This is a genomic window from Pseudoalteromonas xiamenensis (genome assembly GCF_017638925.1).
Taxonomy (GTDB): Bacteria; Pseudomonadota; Gammaproteobacteria; order Enterobacterales; family Alteromonadaceae; genus Pseudoalteromonas; species Pseudoalteromonas xiamenensis.
In genome coordinates, this window is sequence record NZ_CP072135.1 from 356042 (window position 1) to 369756 (window position 13715).

11 protein-coding genes and 1 pseudogene are annotated in these 13715 nt (G+C 42.8%); 6 read left to right on the top strand and 6 right to left on the bottom strand.

Translation table 11 applies throughout. The annotated features are described in order from the left end of the window. Positions 1–112: 112 nt before the first annotated feature. Positions 113–1149: pseudogene (locus J5O05_RS19350) on the bottom strand (LacI family DNA-binding transcriptional regulator). Positions 1150–1315: 166 nt separating this feature from the next. Here J5O05_RS19350 and J5O05_RS19355 point away from each other — a divergent pair. The 3 genes from J5O05_RS19355 to J5O05_RS22135 are packed head-to-tail and all read left to right on the top strand — an operon-like array spanning position 1316 to position 3644. Then, entirely contained in the window at positions 1316–1543 is a 228-nt protein-coding gene (locus J5O05_RS19355; RefSeq protein ID WP_208845248.1) for a FeoA family protein, read from the top strand. A gap of 9 nt (positions 1544–1552) precedes the next feature. Further along, positions 1553–3358 carry a ferrous iron transport protein B gene (gene feoB / locus J5O05_RS19360; RefSeq protein ID WP_244370179.1) on the top strand — a complete coding sequence of 602 codons (1806 nt, stop codon included), beginning with the start codon at positions 1553–1555 and terminating at the stop codon, positions 3356–3358. Further along, entirely contained in the window at positions 3321–3644 is a 324-nt protein-coding gene (locus J5O05_RS22135) for a nucleoside recognition domain-containing protein (RefSeq protein ID WP_244370180.1), read from the top strand. The genes feoB and J5O05_RS22135 overlap by 38 nt, the downstream gene beginning before the upstream one ends. Before the next feature lie 50 nt (positions 3645–3694). On the opposite strand, the gene J5O05_RS19365 is transcribed toward J5O05_RS22135, so the two are convergent. Next, on the bottom strand, positions 3695–4396 hold the full coding sequence (locus tag J5O05_RS19365; protein ID WP_208845250.1) for a pirin family protein: 702 nt from the start codon (positions 4394–4396) through the stop codon (positions 3695–3697). Between the two features lie 226 nt (positions 4397–4622). Between J5O05_RS19365 and J5O05_RS19370 the strand changes: the two genes are divergently transcribed. Continuing rightward, entirely contained in the window at positions 4623–4991 is a 369-nt protein-coding gene (locus J5O05_RS19370) for a diacylglycerol kinase (protein ID WP_208845252.1), read from the top strand. A 13-nt stretch (positions 4992–5004) separates the two neighbouring features. After that, positions 5005–6936, top strand: coding sequence for an LTA synthase family protein (locus J5O05_RS19375; protein WP_208845254.1), 1932 nt, complete (start codon positions 5005–5007; stop codon positions 6934–6936). 151 nt (positions 6937–7087) lie between these two features. Here J5O05_RS19375 and J5O05_RS19380 read toward each other — a convergent pair whose 3' ends face one another. Together J5O05_RS19380 and J5O05_RS19385 are read right to left on the bottom strand one after the other, a co-directional pair. After that, complete coding sequence (locus tag J5O05_RS19380; protein ID WP_208845256.1) at positions 7088–8746, bottom strand: BamA/TamA family outer membrane protein; 1659 nt, start codon at positions 8744–8746, stop codon at positions 7088–7090. 1 nt (position 8747) lies between these two features. Next, a complete protein-coding gene (locus J5O05_RS19385; protein WP_208845258.1) occupies positions 8748–10364 on the bottom strand; it encodes a phosphoethanolamine transferase in 1617 nt (538 codons plus the stop codon). A gap of 237 nt (positions 10365–10601) precedes the next feature. On the opposite strand from J5O05_RS19385, the gene J5O05_RS19390 reads away from it, so the two are divergent. Next, complete coding sequence (locus J5O05_RS19390) at positions 10602–11060, top strand: methyltransferase family protein (protein WP_208845260.1); 459 nt, start codon at positions 10602–10604, stop codon at positions 11058–11060. A gap of 21 nt (positions 11061–11081) precedes the next feature. Here the strand turns inward: J5O05_RS19390 and J5O05_RS19395 are convergent, their stop codons facing one another. Together J5O05_RS19395 and J5O05_RS19400 are read right to left on the bottom strand one after the other, a co-directional pair. Next, complete coding sequence (locus J5O05_RS19395) at positions 11082–12308, bottom strand: threonine/serine exporter family protein (RefSeq protein ID WP_208845262.1); 1227 nt, start codon at positions 12306–12308, stop codon at positions 11082–11084. Positions 12309–12525: 217 nt separating this feature from the next. After that, the gene (locus tag J5O05_RS19400; RefSeq protein WP_208845264.1) at positions 12526–13554 is read right to left on the bottom strand and encodes a LacI family DNA-binding transcriptional regulator; all 1029 of its coding nucleotides are present in this window, start codon (positions 13552–13554) and stop codon (positions 12526–12528) included. Between the last annotated feature and the right edge of the window lie 161 nt (positions 13555–13715).

Genomic DNA, 13715 nt, shown 5'->3' on the forward strand with positions numbered 1-13715 from the left:
GTGTTCAACACGAATGGGAACCTTCATCAAAAAGGTGTTTCGATTTCTGAGGTGGGGGAGGCAGCTTTGAGTTAACGAGTAACACAAAGCTAAAGTTGAGATATAAAAGAGACTAACTTGTTTGACCTAAAAGTAACTTGTAACTCAGCATGACTTTCTCAGTTGAACGAGTTAGAAAGAGGCTCTGCCGCTTTTTTACCCTTCTCAATGCTATTTTGTTGGATGGTAGTGAGGGATGGTTGATGCAACAATGCCTCTTGAATACCGTCAAAGCCGACTATTTTGAGTTCTTGCGGTATTTTAATATTCTTGGTGTTTGCTACGCGGATGGCAGCAAGTGCAATCAGGTCACTCATACATAAAAGCACGGTAGGGCGAGGCTCCATCGACAAAGCCTCACTCGCAGCAAGCTGCGCGTATTTTTCGCTACTTTCGGGTATGTTCCAGGTTAAATCGGACGCTAGGTTTACGTGTTGTTCTTGGAGTGCCTGCTTGTATCCCGCTAATCGTTGGTGGGCAATTGAAGTGCTTAGGTCTTCAGGAAGATGTTCATCGTAAACACGACATACGACATTTGTGTCGAGTAATCGCAAACCAAGAATAGCAACACGCTGGTCCTCCGAAGCAATCGCACTTTTGGCGACTTCGTAAGCAGCATGTTCGTTATTGATATTGACCGATGCGCGATTTGGTAAATTAAAGTCGACCGAAACAACGGGTTTGTTTACGTTGGAGAGATGTTCAAATAGATGGCTGTTCCTCGGTCGACCGTAACAGATAAAGCCATCTACGAAATCAACCACACTGGATAGATTGTCCGCAGCACCAGAAAACAACAGTAGATTATTTCCACTTTCTTCAAGCACACTGGCTACACCGCGCATAAAACTGCTCGCAACGGGATCGGACACCATATATTCGACACTATCTGGAAGTACCAAGGCTACAATGTTTGAGGTGCCTCTTCGCAGAGATTGTGCAGCTTTATTAGGACCGTCGTAGCCGAGTCTCTTTGCATGCACTTAAAATTTGCTGACGCTTTTCTTTTGAGAGTTGATCTGGGCGGTTAAAGGCATTGGATACGGTTGCATTTGACACGCCTAGATGCGCGGCGATGCTTTTTAATGTCCACTTCTTGTCGTTCTGCATGATTTCATTGTAATTAATACTTCGTACAACTAAAAAGTAACACTAAATCTGGGTTTTCGCGAAAAGAAAATATTTTTGTAATATCCGTAGCCCTTACCATGAGATTGCGATAACATGCGGCTAATTCTAATTGGTAATAATTACCATCATCAATTGCAGTAAGATTATGACGCTGAATGAACTGAAAAAGAACCAAACCGCGACGATTTCTGCCATTAATCATCCTGATGTCGCGTTGGTGAGCCGAATTTTGGCTTTGGGTATTGTCCCAGGTGAAGAACTGAAAGTGCTGAATGTGGCTCCGATGGGTTGCCCATTGCAAATTCAGGTCGGCGGGACATTTGTAAGTATTCGAAAAGCAGACGCTGCATTTATTCAACTTTCTGTTAAATAAGGAGAAAGTGTGAAAGTCGCCTTAGTTGGTAACCCCAATTGTGGTAAAACCACCTTATTCAATCGTTTGACTGGTGCTAAACAAAAGGTCGGTAACTGGCCTGGCGTGACCGTTGAGCGCAAAACTGGCGAGTTAAAGCTCGCTAACGATATGGCCGAGTTAATCGACCTCCCAGGTCTTTATAGCATTGAACAGCTCGAGCCAGGCCAAGATGAACAAATCGCAATCGACTTTCTTAAAAGCCATGAGGCTGATCTCATCATTAACGTCGTTGATGCGGCGAATTTAGAACGTAATTTAGTTCTTACTACTCAGCTCAAAGAACTTGGCACGCCTATTGTTGTCGTTGCAAACATGTTAGACGTTGCGCAGCAGCGCGGTAAAGAGATTTCGGTAGAAAAGCTAGCAGAACGCCTTGGTGTGCCAGTCATTCCCGTGGTCGGTTCAAAAGGGACTGGAATTGAGTTGCTTCGCAATACCTTGACCTCACTGTATAGCAAGGTGCCAAAGGGCAATGAGAAAGTAAAACCAGACGTCAGTCTGGGTCAATCCAATACAGATAATGTTGTAAAGCGTTATCAGACGATCCGCGAGTTAACCAACGGTGTGAGCGTGGTGTCAGAAACGCGTTCAGATTTAACCACCAAAATCGATAAAATCGTGTTGAATCGCATCGCGGGCGTGCCTATTTTTCTATTTATGATGTACTTGATGTTCACCATTGCGGTGAACTTCGGTGCGGTATTTATCGACTTTTTCGACATTTTGGTCGGTGCTGTGTTGATTGATGGTTTAAAACTAAGCCTTGAATCGATGGGATTGCCCGCGTGGGTTGGCGTGATATTAGGTGATGGTGTTGGTGCAGGTATTCAGCTTGTAGCCACCTTTATCCCGGTTATCGCGGTACTCTATTTCTGTTTGTCTATCTTAGAAGACAGTGGTTATTTGTCTCGAGCTGCATTTGTTATCGACCGACTCATGTCTTCTATCGGCTTACCAGGCAATGCCTTCGTGCCGCTGATTGTTGGTTTTGGATGTAACGTACCTGCGGTAATGAGTGCGCGGACAATGAATCGTGAGTCAGACCGACTTCTTACGATTATCATGGCTCCGTTTATGTCTTGTGGTGCGCGACTCACCGTGTATGCTTTATTTGCTGCCGCGTTCTTCCCGACAAATGGTGCGAACATCGTTTTCGCTTTGTATTTGTTTGGTATTTTAGTTGCAGTAGCGTCCGGTTTCATCTTCAGAAAACTTGTGTTTAGTGCAGAGAGAACACCTAGTTTCACCGAAATGCCAGCGTACCATATGCCTGTTTGGCGCAATTTATTTTTAACAACATGGTATCGCTTAAAGGGTTTCATTGTACGTGCAGGTAAAACAATCGTGCTTGTTGTGACTTTGCTTAGTGTATTGAACTCAGTGGGCACGGATGGCACATTTGGACATGAAAATTCAGATGCCTCTGTACTTGCAAAAGCGGCTCAAGTGGTAACGCCTGTGCTTTCCCCGCTTGGCATCGATGATGAGAATTGGCCAGCAACCGTAGGTGTAGTAACGGGGCTATTCGCAAAAGAAGCGATTGTCGGAACACTCGATGCGCTATATGTGGGGCAAGCTGCTGATGAAGGTGAATGGTCTCTGTCGGCAAAAATTGCAGAAGCGACCGACTCGTTGTTAACTAATGCTTCGGATTTGGTTTATAAACTGGGCGACCCACTTGGCTTAAATGCGGCAAATCAAGAAGGCGCAGCCGAACAGTCAATTGTTGACCGCCATGGCTTCTCAGTTCCATGGGCAACTTGGCGCATTTAGTTATCTTGTTCTCATCCTTTTATATACGCCTTGTGTTGCAGTACTTGGTGCGGTTAAACGTGAGTCAGGTGGAAAATGGATGTGGTTGGTCGTCGCTTGGACGACATCAATTGCCTATATCCTTGCAACGTCGGTGTATCAAATCGGACAGATTTCAATAAACCCAACGTTTGCTGTAAGTTGGTTAGTCGCGATGGTCGCACTGCTGTTTGTGTGGACTCGCGTCTTAAAAACGATTGGTAAAAAGGTGAACGAAGTTCCTACCTATAAAATCAAGCTGTCTTAAATGAGAAACGCCACAACAGTGGCGTTTTTTCTTTTCATCAGTTTGTGTTGTTAAAGTTTGGGTAAATCAAACCACAATGCTTCAACCGAACCATGCATCGACTTAGCTTCTAAGTGTGGGAATGCTTCGCCAAGAAGTGCCATACCATCACCTGCAGATAAAACCGTATCGTCTAGCGCTAAAGTGCCCGAAATGATATGGATGTATCCCGAGTGTCGTTTGATAGCCAATGGAGTTGATTGGTTTATATCGAGCATCAGACGATAAATATCCGCATCTTGATTAATTGTTAAGCTATTTTCCTCACCCAATGGCGATACCAAAAGCGTTAATGCGCCACTTTGTTTAATGGCTTTTTGTTGGTAACTAGGCACAACGCCATTTTCTTTTGGGCGGATCCAAATTTGCAAAAAACGCGTTGGATCTGCATCTGATACATTGTATTCAGAATGCGTAATACCCGTTCCTGCACTCATCCGTTGTACTTCTCCTGCACGAATGACTTGTTCATTTCCTTGACTGTCTTTATGTGCCAAACCACCTTCGAGTACGTAGGAAACAATTTCCATGTCTCTATGCCCATGAGGTTCAAAACCCTCACCAGCCGCGACATAGTCGTCGTTAATGACACGAAGTACTTCGACACCCATGTGGTTCGAATCGTAATAATGTCCGAACGAAAAACTGTGCTTACTCGAAAGCCAGCCTAAATTTACCGTGCCACGGTCTTGCGATCTTCGAATGTATTTCATGATGTGTTGTCCTCAATCAGTGAATAGCTAAATATTATGTTCGAATAGAACTCAAATAAATTAGTAAAAAGCTCGATATACATTCTCTTAAATAGAATGAAGGCGTCGGTACAAATTAGGGTAAGAAAGCATTCTTGTCTAAAACACAGCATTTCTTAAGGTTGACTTAAGATTCGAGATTTATAGTGACGAGTCCTTTCTTTCAGAGCAGAGTGAATTCCAATTTATGAAACCAGGCCATACAGGTTTGCATCGTGTTTTCAAAGCGACCGGTTATTCCTTTAAGGGATTTCTAGCCGCTTGGCGTTTTGAAGCTGCGTTTCGTCAAGAAGTGTTCCTTTTTGTTGTCTTAGCTAGTGTCGCATGTGTGATTAATGTTAATATTGCTGAACGCGCATTAATGCTTCTTTGTCTTTTCGTTGTTTTGTTAACTGAATTACTCAATTCTGCTGTCGAAGCGGTTGTTGATAGAGTTGGTACGGAACATCACGAACTTTCGGGTCGTGCTAAAGACATCGCTTCAGCGGCCGTATTTATAAGCTTGTTAATGACGTTTGTTGTGTGGAGCGTTGTCCTAAGTCAATTCGTAGTGTAGTAGTTTTCTAACAATGAAAAATAATGTAGTACGTGCAATTGCACCGTTTTTATTTTTGATATTTGTCGTAATGGCAATATTAACAATTGCCAGAACAGGTTTGTCTGTGTGGCAACATGATCGACTTGTTCATTCATCAGATTGGTTACATATTGTTTTGCAAGGGATGAGAGTCGATCTCTCTTCACTTGCTCACTTGATTATTCTTCCCGTGCTTGTTCATTTTTGCTTGCCAAAAGAGGGGGCAATAAGAATAAGTTGGACGATTTTTCTAAAAGTATTGTTTGTTGGCATTATCCTATTGTTTTCATATATGGAATTTGTCACACCTACGTTTATTTCAGAATACGACCTTCGACCCAATCGCTTATTTGTGGAATACCTCATGTATCCAAAAGAAGTGTTTGGGATGCTGTGGACAGGGTACAAACTCAGCATTTTTAGCGTGCTACTTGCGACTATAATATTGGTTTTCATGGCTTGGAAATGGGTTGACCGTATTGATTTTTCCTTCCCATCACTTTCTATTTTGGGACGCATAAGTATTGCAACCATTTGTTGTATTATGCTTTTCGTTGGTGCACGTTCAACGTTTGGGCATCGCCCACTTAATCCTGCGATGGTTGCCTATTCTGATGATGTACTGCTCAATGAGCTGACGCTAAACTCAACCTATTCTTTGGCATTTGCGCTTAAAAACATGGCTTCTGAGCAAAGTGCGGAGAAATTCTACGGCAGTATGGATATTGAAACCATGCTCCAAACCGTTAAGTTGGCATCGGGGCGAAGTAACCGTTTTATTGAAGGTGATATTCCAACTCGCAATATGCAACATGCAACGTACCAAGGTAAAAAGCGCAATCTGGTCATTTTATTGCAAGAAAGCCTAGGCGCACGTTTTGTTGGTGGATTAGGCGGTCTTCCTTTGACACCAAATTTGGATAAATTGTTGAACGAAGGTTGGACATTCGAACAACTCTACGCGACGGGTACTCGTTCCGTGCGCGGCATTGAAGCGGTAACGACAGGCTTTGTGCCAACTCCATCGCGTGCGGTTGTGAAATTGAGTAAAGCTCAGAATGGCTTCTTTACGATTGCGCAGTTGTTAAAACAACAGGGTTACCACACCCAATTTGTGTATGGAGGCGAAAGCCATTTCGACAACATGAAATCTTTCTTCTTAGGCAATGGTTTTAGCGATATTGTTGATTTGCCTAAGTTCAGTAAAACCACTTTCGTTGGTTCATGGGGGGCGTGTGATCAAGATCTCTATGCAGAGGCGCATAGTCAGTTTGAGCAACTGTCCAAACAAGGTAAACCGTTCTTTAGCTTGGTTTTCACATCGTCTAATCACACACCTTATGAATATCCTCAAGGCATCATTGAGCCATATGATGAATTGCCAAATACTCGAAATAACGCTATCAAGTATTCGGATAAAGCACTTGGTGAGTTTTTTGAAAAAGCAAAGCAAAGCGCTTATTGGAACGACACTGTGTTTCTGGTTATTGCAGATCATGACGCTCGGGTCGATTCATTAACACCAATTCCTGTTAAAAACTTTCATATCCCTGGCGTCATCCTTGGTGCAGGTATCGAAGCCAAAAAAGATGCTCGCATTACCAGTTCTCTGGATATGCCAGCAACGATGTTGTCGTTAATTGGGGTTACAAATGATTCGCCAATGATTGGTCGAGACATGTCCAGCCAAGAAAGTGCAGGGAAATCACGGGCAATGATGCAATTCGGTAATAACTTTGGTTACTTGACGGACCATAAACTCACCGTGTTGCAACCGAATAAACCCGCAATTGGTTTCGTGTTCGATAAGCATGACCTGTCCTTGCGTCCTGATGAAGTGACGAATGAAGAACATCAAACTGCACTCGCTCATGCATTACTCGGTAATTACCTATACAGTAATAAATTGTATCGACTGCCTTAAAATCAAATCGAAGTCCAACGGCAAAAGTTGGACTTCAGCAACATGCCATTCAACGGTTTAACCAATCGATTCAGTCAATCTGAGAGCGCAAACAACATCTGATCACGACCAACATGCTGGTTGCTTTAGAAACGTTGAAAAGAAAAACGCGCTAGAAGCGCGTTTCAACCGACAGTCCTAGTTCCCAACTATCTACGTTGGGAAAGGAACTAAGTGGTTTGGTAAAATCAATATGCACGACATTTTCGTTGCTGGAACGTGATGAATAAAGACGAATGCCGAGGCCGGCACTTCCCAACACTTTATTTGTTACGTTTTCATGTTCGATGGTGCCCGATGCCTTACCGACATCTAAAAATCCAACAAAACCAACGTCAACCAACTGGTAGAGATTAATGTTTGGATAAACACGGAACTCAACGGTCGATTTTGCTAATTGTGTACCATGCTGGTAGCTTTGAGGAAAGCCACGTATACCTTCTTCACCGCCTACGGCCAGCGGTTTTTCTGCAAACTCGTCGTTCTGCCACTTTACTAACGCCTCGCCATATAAAGCGTACATATCTGAAAATCGATAATTCACTTTTCCAGACACCGAACCTGAAAAACGGTCTTTGCGACTAGTACCTAGTTCTGCGTTGGCGGACGCGTTGAAACGATAAAGCCACTTTTCGCCTATCAGCCATGCTTTATCAGCGCTGAGTTCTAAAATTGTGCCAGCGCCATTCGATTCTGTATCAAAGCCCAGTTTGCTGGTAAATTCCCAACCTAAGTTAATGTCTTCACTATGACTTATTAGATCAATGTCCTGTAAAACGACGTATTGATCTTCAATGAACTGAATGCCCATCCAAGGCGCAAGCAGTTTGTAGTCTATTAGATCTGTACGGCCTAGCAGTGTCGGGTCGGTATATTGAACATCTTGGAAATCTAAACCGGCTATCCAACGCAATGTGTATTCGTCCGTTTGTTTCCATTTTTGGCCATAGGCGAGTTGCCCGACGGTGCCATCGTAACGAAATTTACTTTCAGTTTCGCCATTATGGTAAATTGACGTTGTTTGCTCCTGAGATTGCATGTATACACGGTAAAGCGACGGGCTTGAGCGCTGGTAAAATGGTTGAAAATAATCAGCCATGTAAATCTTACCATCATCGTAGTCATCTGCTTGCATGGTCATCAGTGCATGTGGCTGCCACGGTGCCGGCATTTGCACAACGGTGTGGTAGCCTGTGCGTTCATGGTCAGACTTGTACTTAACTGATGCGCGAATACCATAACCCAAAAAGTTTTCTTCTTTAAAGCCAAAGCTGTAGCGATTGTTTCCGCTGCTGCGACCAAAGTTAATGCTGGGTAAAAGGCTCCAGGTGTCCCAAGTTTCGACAGCTAAATCTTGAGATTTCTTTTCATCACAAAGTGGGTCGTAATTGATTTTTGACTCTCGAATGTATTTTTTACTTCGAAGGATGCGTTCAGCTTCTAAAATGTCAGCTTCGCTGACAGTATCGCCCTCTTTGAAGGGGAGTTGGGAACGAATAATGTCGTCGCGCGTTTCTATGTGTAACCAATTTGCAAATTCGTGGAGAGAGGTTGTTTCAGGGTTATTCGGGTCAAAAATAGGGTTGGCAGTTATAGTGATGTTTTTGATAACGATGTTTTTTTCGGTATTCCCTTGCTCGGTATTGCGTGTCATTTTTGACTCGTCGACACGCTTTGCAGTGCAAAGCGTGTCAAGTTTGAGCAAATCCGCGCTGTAAGCTTGGCCAATTGGGAGGACAAGCATAGCCATTGCGACTTTGTTATATTTCATATTACCCCCTGCAACCAGTAACCAAATCCGTTGTCTGCTTTTCCGTTTTTATGTCAATTGAAAGTAATCCTAGCAAGCTGCCAAAGAGTGCATCATGACTAGTTGGCTTTGCTGTAATTTCATTTAAGCACGTTCTGTCTAACTTCACATCTTTTTGATAATTATCAGATAACCAAAAAAGCATTGGTATATGAGTTTGAGAACTCGGTGCAAATGCATAAGGTAAACCATGTAGGTAAACACCATTTTCACCTAGCGACTCGCCATGGTCAGAGACATACAGCAAGCCCGTATTTACGTCTTTCTGCTTGTCTAAAAGCTCGATTACACTGCTTAACATCGCGTCGGTTTCGACTAAGCTATTGTCATAAGCGTTAATGATTTCTTGCTGAGAACAGGTTGCAAACGTTTCATCTTCACATTCAGGTAAAAACGTTTTGTGCTTTTGTTGGCTGCGACGGAAATAGGCCGGTCCGTGGCTGCCTTGTTGATGTAAAACGATAAGCGTATTTTTCTTCTGCTCTAATAGTTTCGGCAATCCTTCTAACAATAGCTCGTCAGGACAGCCGTCTTCACACGTAACGACTTCGTAAAGTTTCTCGGTCTTAACGCGGCTACACACACCTTTACAGCCGCTGTTATTGTCACGCCAAATTACATCAAATCCGGCGCGTTTTACGATGTCTATTACGTTTTCTGAATTTTTTGCCGTAAATTCGTCGTAATCCGCTTTGTTCATCCATGAAAACATACATGGGACAGAATGTGCGGTTGCTGTGCCACACGAACTGACGTCTTTGAAGTTGTATACGGGTAATTTAGATAAGTTTGGCGTGGTATTACGTTCGTAGCCGTTGAGGCCAAAGTGGTCAGCACGAACGGTTTCACCTAGAACGAGTACAAAAACGGTCGGTTTTTCAGAAAAAGGTACAAACGCAACGCTTGACGCAATTTGCGTGAACGTAGTCGCCTTCGGCTTTAGCTTCATTTTAACGTGAGATTTAATCGCGGAAATGGCGTTGAGCGGAGTTGCGTAGTAACGTTGTTCTTTATTCATTCTGAAGTAGCCAGAAAGCGTTTGGTAGTGCATAAAAGCAAGTGTGCCGAGTAGCCCTAACACCAAAAGAAAGTTACCTGTGTAAGTCAAAACTCTTCTCTTTATTGTCGACTTTGGTGTAGGAACGAATAGCACCAAGGCACTAGGAAGGGCTGCGTAAACAAGAAAATGAAAGAAAAGTCGGAAATTAATGAGGTCTGCCGCTTCTTTTACATCGGTTTCAAGAACGTTTTGCAGCATCCCATAATCCATCATAATGCCAAATCGCGTGCTGAAGTACTCAACTGACGCGCTAATACAAATCAGTAAAATTAAACCAGGTTTAAATAAACGTCCCACACTGAATATTGAGATGATTAGCCAATTTAATGCAAACAAAAGTAAGCCGGCAGATACAAGCACATTCTCATTTAAATTTTCATAAAACACAGTATTGCATGTAAGTGTTATCCACATTGCTACAATGAACCGAATCACATAGCGATTTGAAAATAGGGCTTGGGCGTATTCAACTGCGGATTTCGTTGAAGTATTGGTTAAATTCTCTACGCCTGTATTCATCGTTTGTGTTATTCCTATTCTGGTGTTAAACAGACTGTAAAAGCCGAAACTTAAGAAAGTCTTAAGAAACGTAATTTTTGTTTAATTCAATGCAATTTTTATTGAAACAGGGATTGTACGGTTAGACGTTTTAAAGTCTGTATCAAACTTAGGGATAAACGTTTTAACTTATTAAAAAATGTAACTTTCTGTATTATTTACTGTAGTAGTGGATTGGAAAAAAACACGAGTTAACGCATGAAAAATTTAGAAACAAAAATTCCACCTGTCTTTATCGTACTCGTTTTGGGAGCGCTAATGTGGGCCGCAAAACAGATGACACCCGTGTTACACAACACAACGTGGCACATTGCGGTGGCCTGTTTGGTGTTTTTAGTGGGGGTGGGCGTTGCTGTGAGTGGTGCGGTAATCTTTAAGCTTGAAAAGACGACGGTAAACCCGACTAAACCTGACACAGCATCCCATCTGGTAACCCAAGGGATCTTTCAATTCACGCGAAATCCTATGTATTTAGGGATGTTGTTTACACTAATTGCTTGGGGTATTTATCTGTTTGCACCGATAAATATTTTGTTCGTAATTGTCTTTGTGTTTTACATGAATCACTTTCAAATTCGTCCTGAAGAGCGTGCGATGCGAAAATTGTTTGGAGAAGAATTCGAGCAGTATTCGCGTAAAGTGAGACGTTGGATTTAGAAAGTGGCCAAACGGCCACTTTTACAAACTTTTTTTCGGTGGAAGAGCAACGTTTGCGAAGATTAACCCTGCAACGAGCGACATAAAAATGAGGAAAGTTTGTTGACCAATGTGGTCCGAGTGCACAAAACTTTGACCTTCAATAAGCGAGTTGAGGCCAATATAGGTTTTTGAGCCTGGCACTAACACGATAAGTCCTTGCATAGCCACAATAGAAGCAGGCGCATTGACTAAGCGGTTAAAAAAGTTACTGAACACGCCAAGGGCGAATGCGCCTATGAATGTACCAAGCGCATAATCAAAATAGAACGCTGCACCGATACTTGCGGCATAGGCGATAAACCCTGCTGCGATTGACCAAGATGCATGGCGAAGCTTGGTTCTAAATACCACGATAAGGCTGGTACACAACGCAAAAACAGCAAGCCAAGCTGTCCATTTGGGTAATGGATCAGGCTGGACAAAGTCCGTTTGACCGAAAATAGCAAACCCCAGTGAAATACCCACAAAAGCGCCAAAGTACAATTTAAAGAGCAACATAATCGCATCCATAAATCGCGCAGTGCCAGACACCAGGTGACGAGCAGAAAGTTCAGCAAATGCGAGCGCTAGAGCAAGTCCGGGAATAAACACAATAATGGACGACAATACCACAAGGCGAATGTTGATTTGCGGGTCGACGTAAACACTAATCGCGCACGCAAGCAAACCAGAAACAATAGCAACCAATGGTTCAAGCATGTGCAGAACACGTTTTGAACGGCCTGACCACAGCACAAAAATAAACACAACAAGCGAAATCAGTCCTGACCAAATAACGTCATTCCAACTAGTCCCCATCAGCATTGCAAATGCGCCACCGGACATTAAAAATGCCAACGCATTAAACCATCGACTGTAAGGTGGTTTCTGTTTACTGATTTCTTCCAAGCATTTTTCAGCTTGTTCTGTCGTCAGTTCTCCAGACAATAGGCGATTGACGACATCATCGGTGTCTGCCAATGATCCTAAATCATGGTCGCCCGGCTCAACTCGAGCAACATGAGTGTATTCTTCTTCATGCCCTTCAGTCCAAATTACAAAGGTAACGGACGTTGGTGACATGACGAATGACGATTTCAGACCCAAATGCGTAGCCACTTCCATGAGGTGTGCTTCCAATCGATATGCTGGCGTGCCGTACTTGTGGAGCATTTTGCCCAAGCGGACGATGAATTTACGCTTTTGAATAAATGTTGCTGAATTCAAATCTATGTTGCCTTGCTTATAAATAAAAATAAATTGGTTATATTTTAGCTAACCATCAAATTGATGCGAATTCTATACGTATTAACTGCGATGATACACCTTTTTTACGCGTCAATTGACGATTTAACTCATTGACACGACGAATGAAAATGAGTCGTTAACAAGAATGGTTTGTTCCTGTTTGTCTTCACGGCCCGAGGATTCTCATGTTCGTTTTTTATCCTGCCACTTTCTGATCTGATGATGCGCGTGCTATCAGTTTTACATCCACTAAGGTGCGTAAAGGCGGTGTCGATTTATCGAGTAATTCCGAGAGCACTAAACACGTTCGTTTGCCAATTTCATTGGCATTAATATGGACGGAGGAAAGTGCGGGAGACATCATTCGCGAGTCTTCTAAGTCATCGAAACCAACGACTTTGATGTCTTTTCCGGGTTCTAAGCCCGCATTTCGAATTTCTTCTATGACCCCGTAGGCAATGACATCACTAAAACAAACTATCGCCTCGATGTCTGCGGATTGAGCATATAATTCTTTGAAGGCTTCACGGCCGCCTTGTCGATTGGTTTGAGAAGGTACAATGACCGAAGGCGTATGTTCATTGTGTAAACGCATGGCGGTGTTAAAGCCAGCTAAGCGTTCATGGTAGTCGGAAATATCTTCTGTACCGCCTACAAAGGCGAGGTTTTTCATGCCTTGCGAAAGTAGATGTTCAGTGGCAAGCATCGTACCTTTTTGGTTATCAGGCAAAATAGTAGGCGCATCACTGTACTGTACTTCACGCATGATGTTAATAACTGGAAATCCACTTTGAATTAATTGATTAACCCAATTTTTATCCGTACCTGGGGCTGGACACATAACGAACGCGGCAACGTTGTATTCTTTCAAGGTATTGACGACTTGCTTCTGGCGTTCAAATGACTCATTGGTGTTTACCAGCATCGGTAACATACCGAGCGCACCGATGTGTTTTTCCAGTCCGATGGCGAGCTGTGCAGAGTAGGGGTTGGTTAAGTCATTGATGACAATGGCGACTAGGTTAGAGCGTTTACTTCTAAGTGCTGCGGCATCTCTATTGTATACGTAACCTAGTTTCTCGATTGCTTGAAGTACTTTCTCTCGACTTTTATCGCTGACTTTATCACTTTGTGTAAGGACCAAAGACACCGTAGATTTAGAAACTTGTGCTTCTTTGGCAACATCAAAAATCGTTACTTTTTCAGGTTTGTTATTGTTATTCATGATTTTTGTTTCAAACCAACTCAATCAGTTGGCGAGCATTCATTTATTATTAACGAAGTGTATCCTATCTTGTCAGCGTACAAAAGAATCAACCAATTCAATTTAGAATATTGACTCAATTCGGACTGCCTATGTTAAAACGAACCTAAGTAAAATAGGGG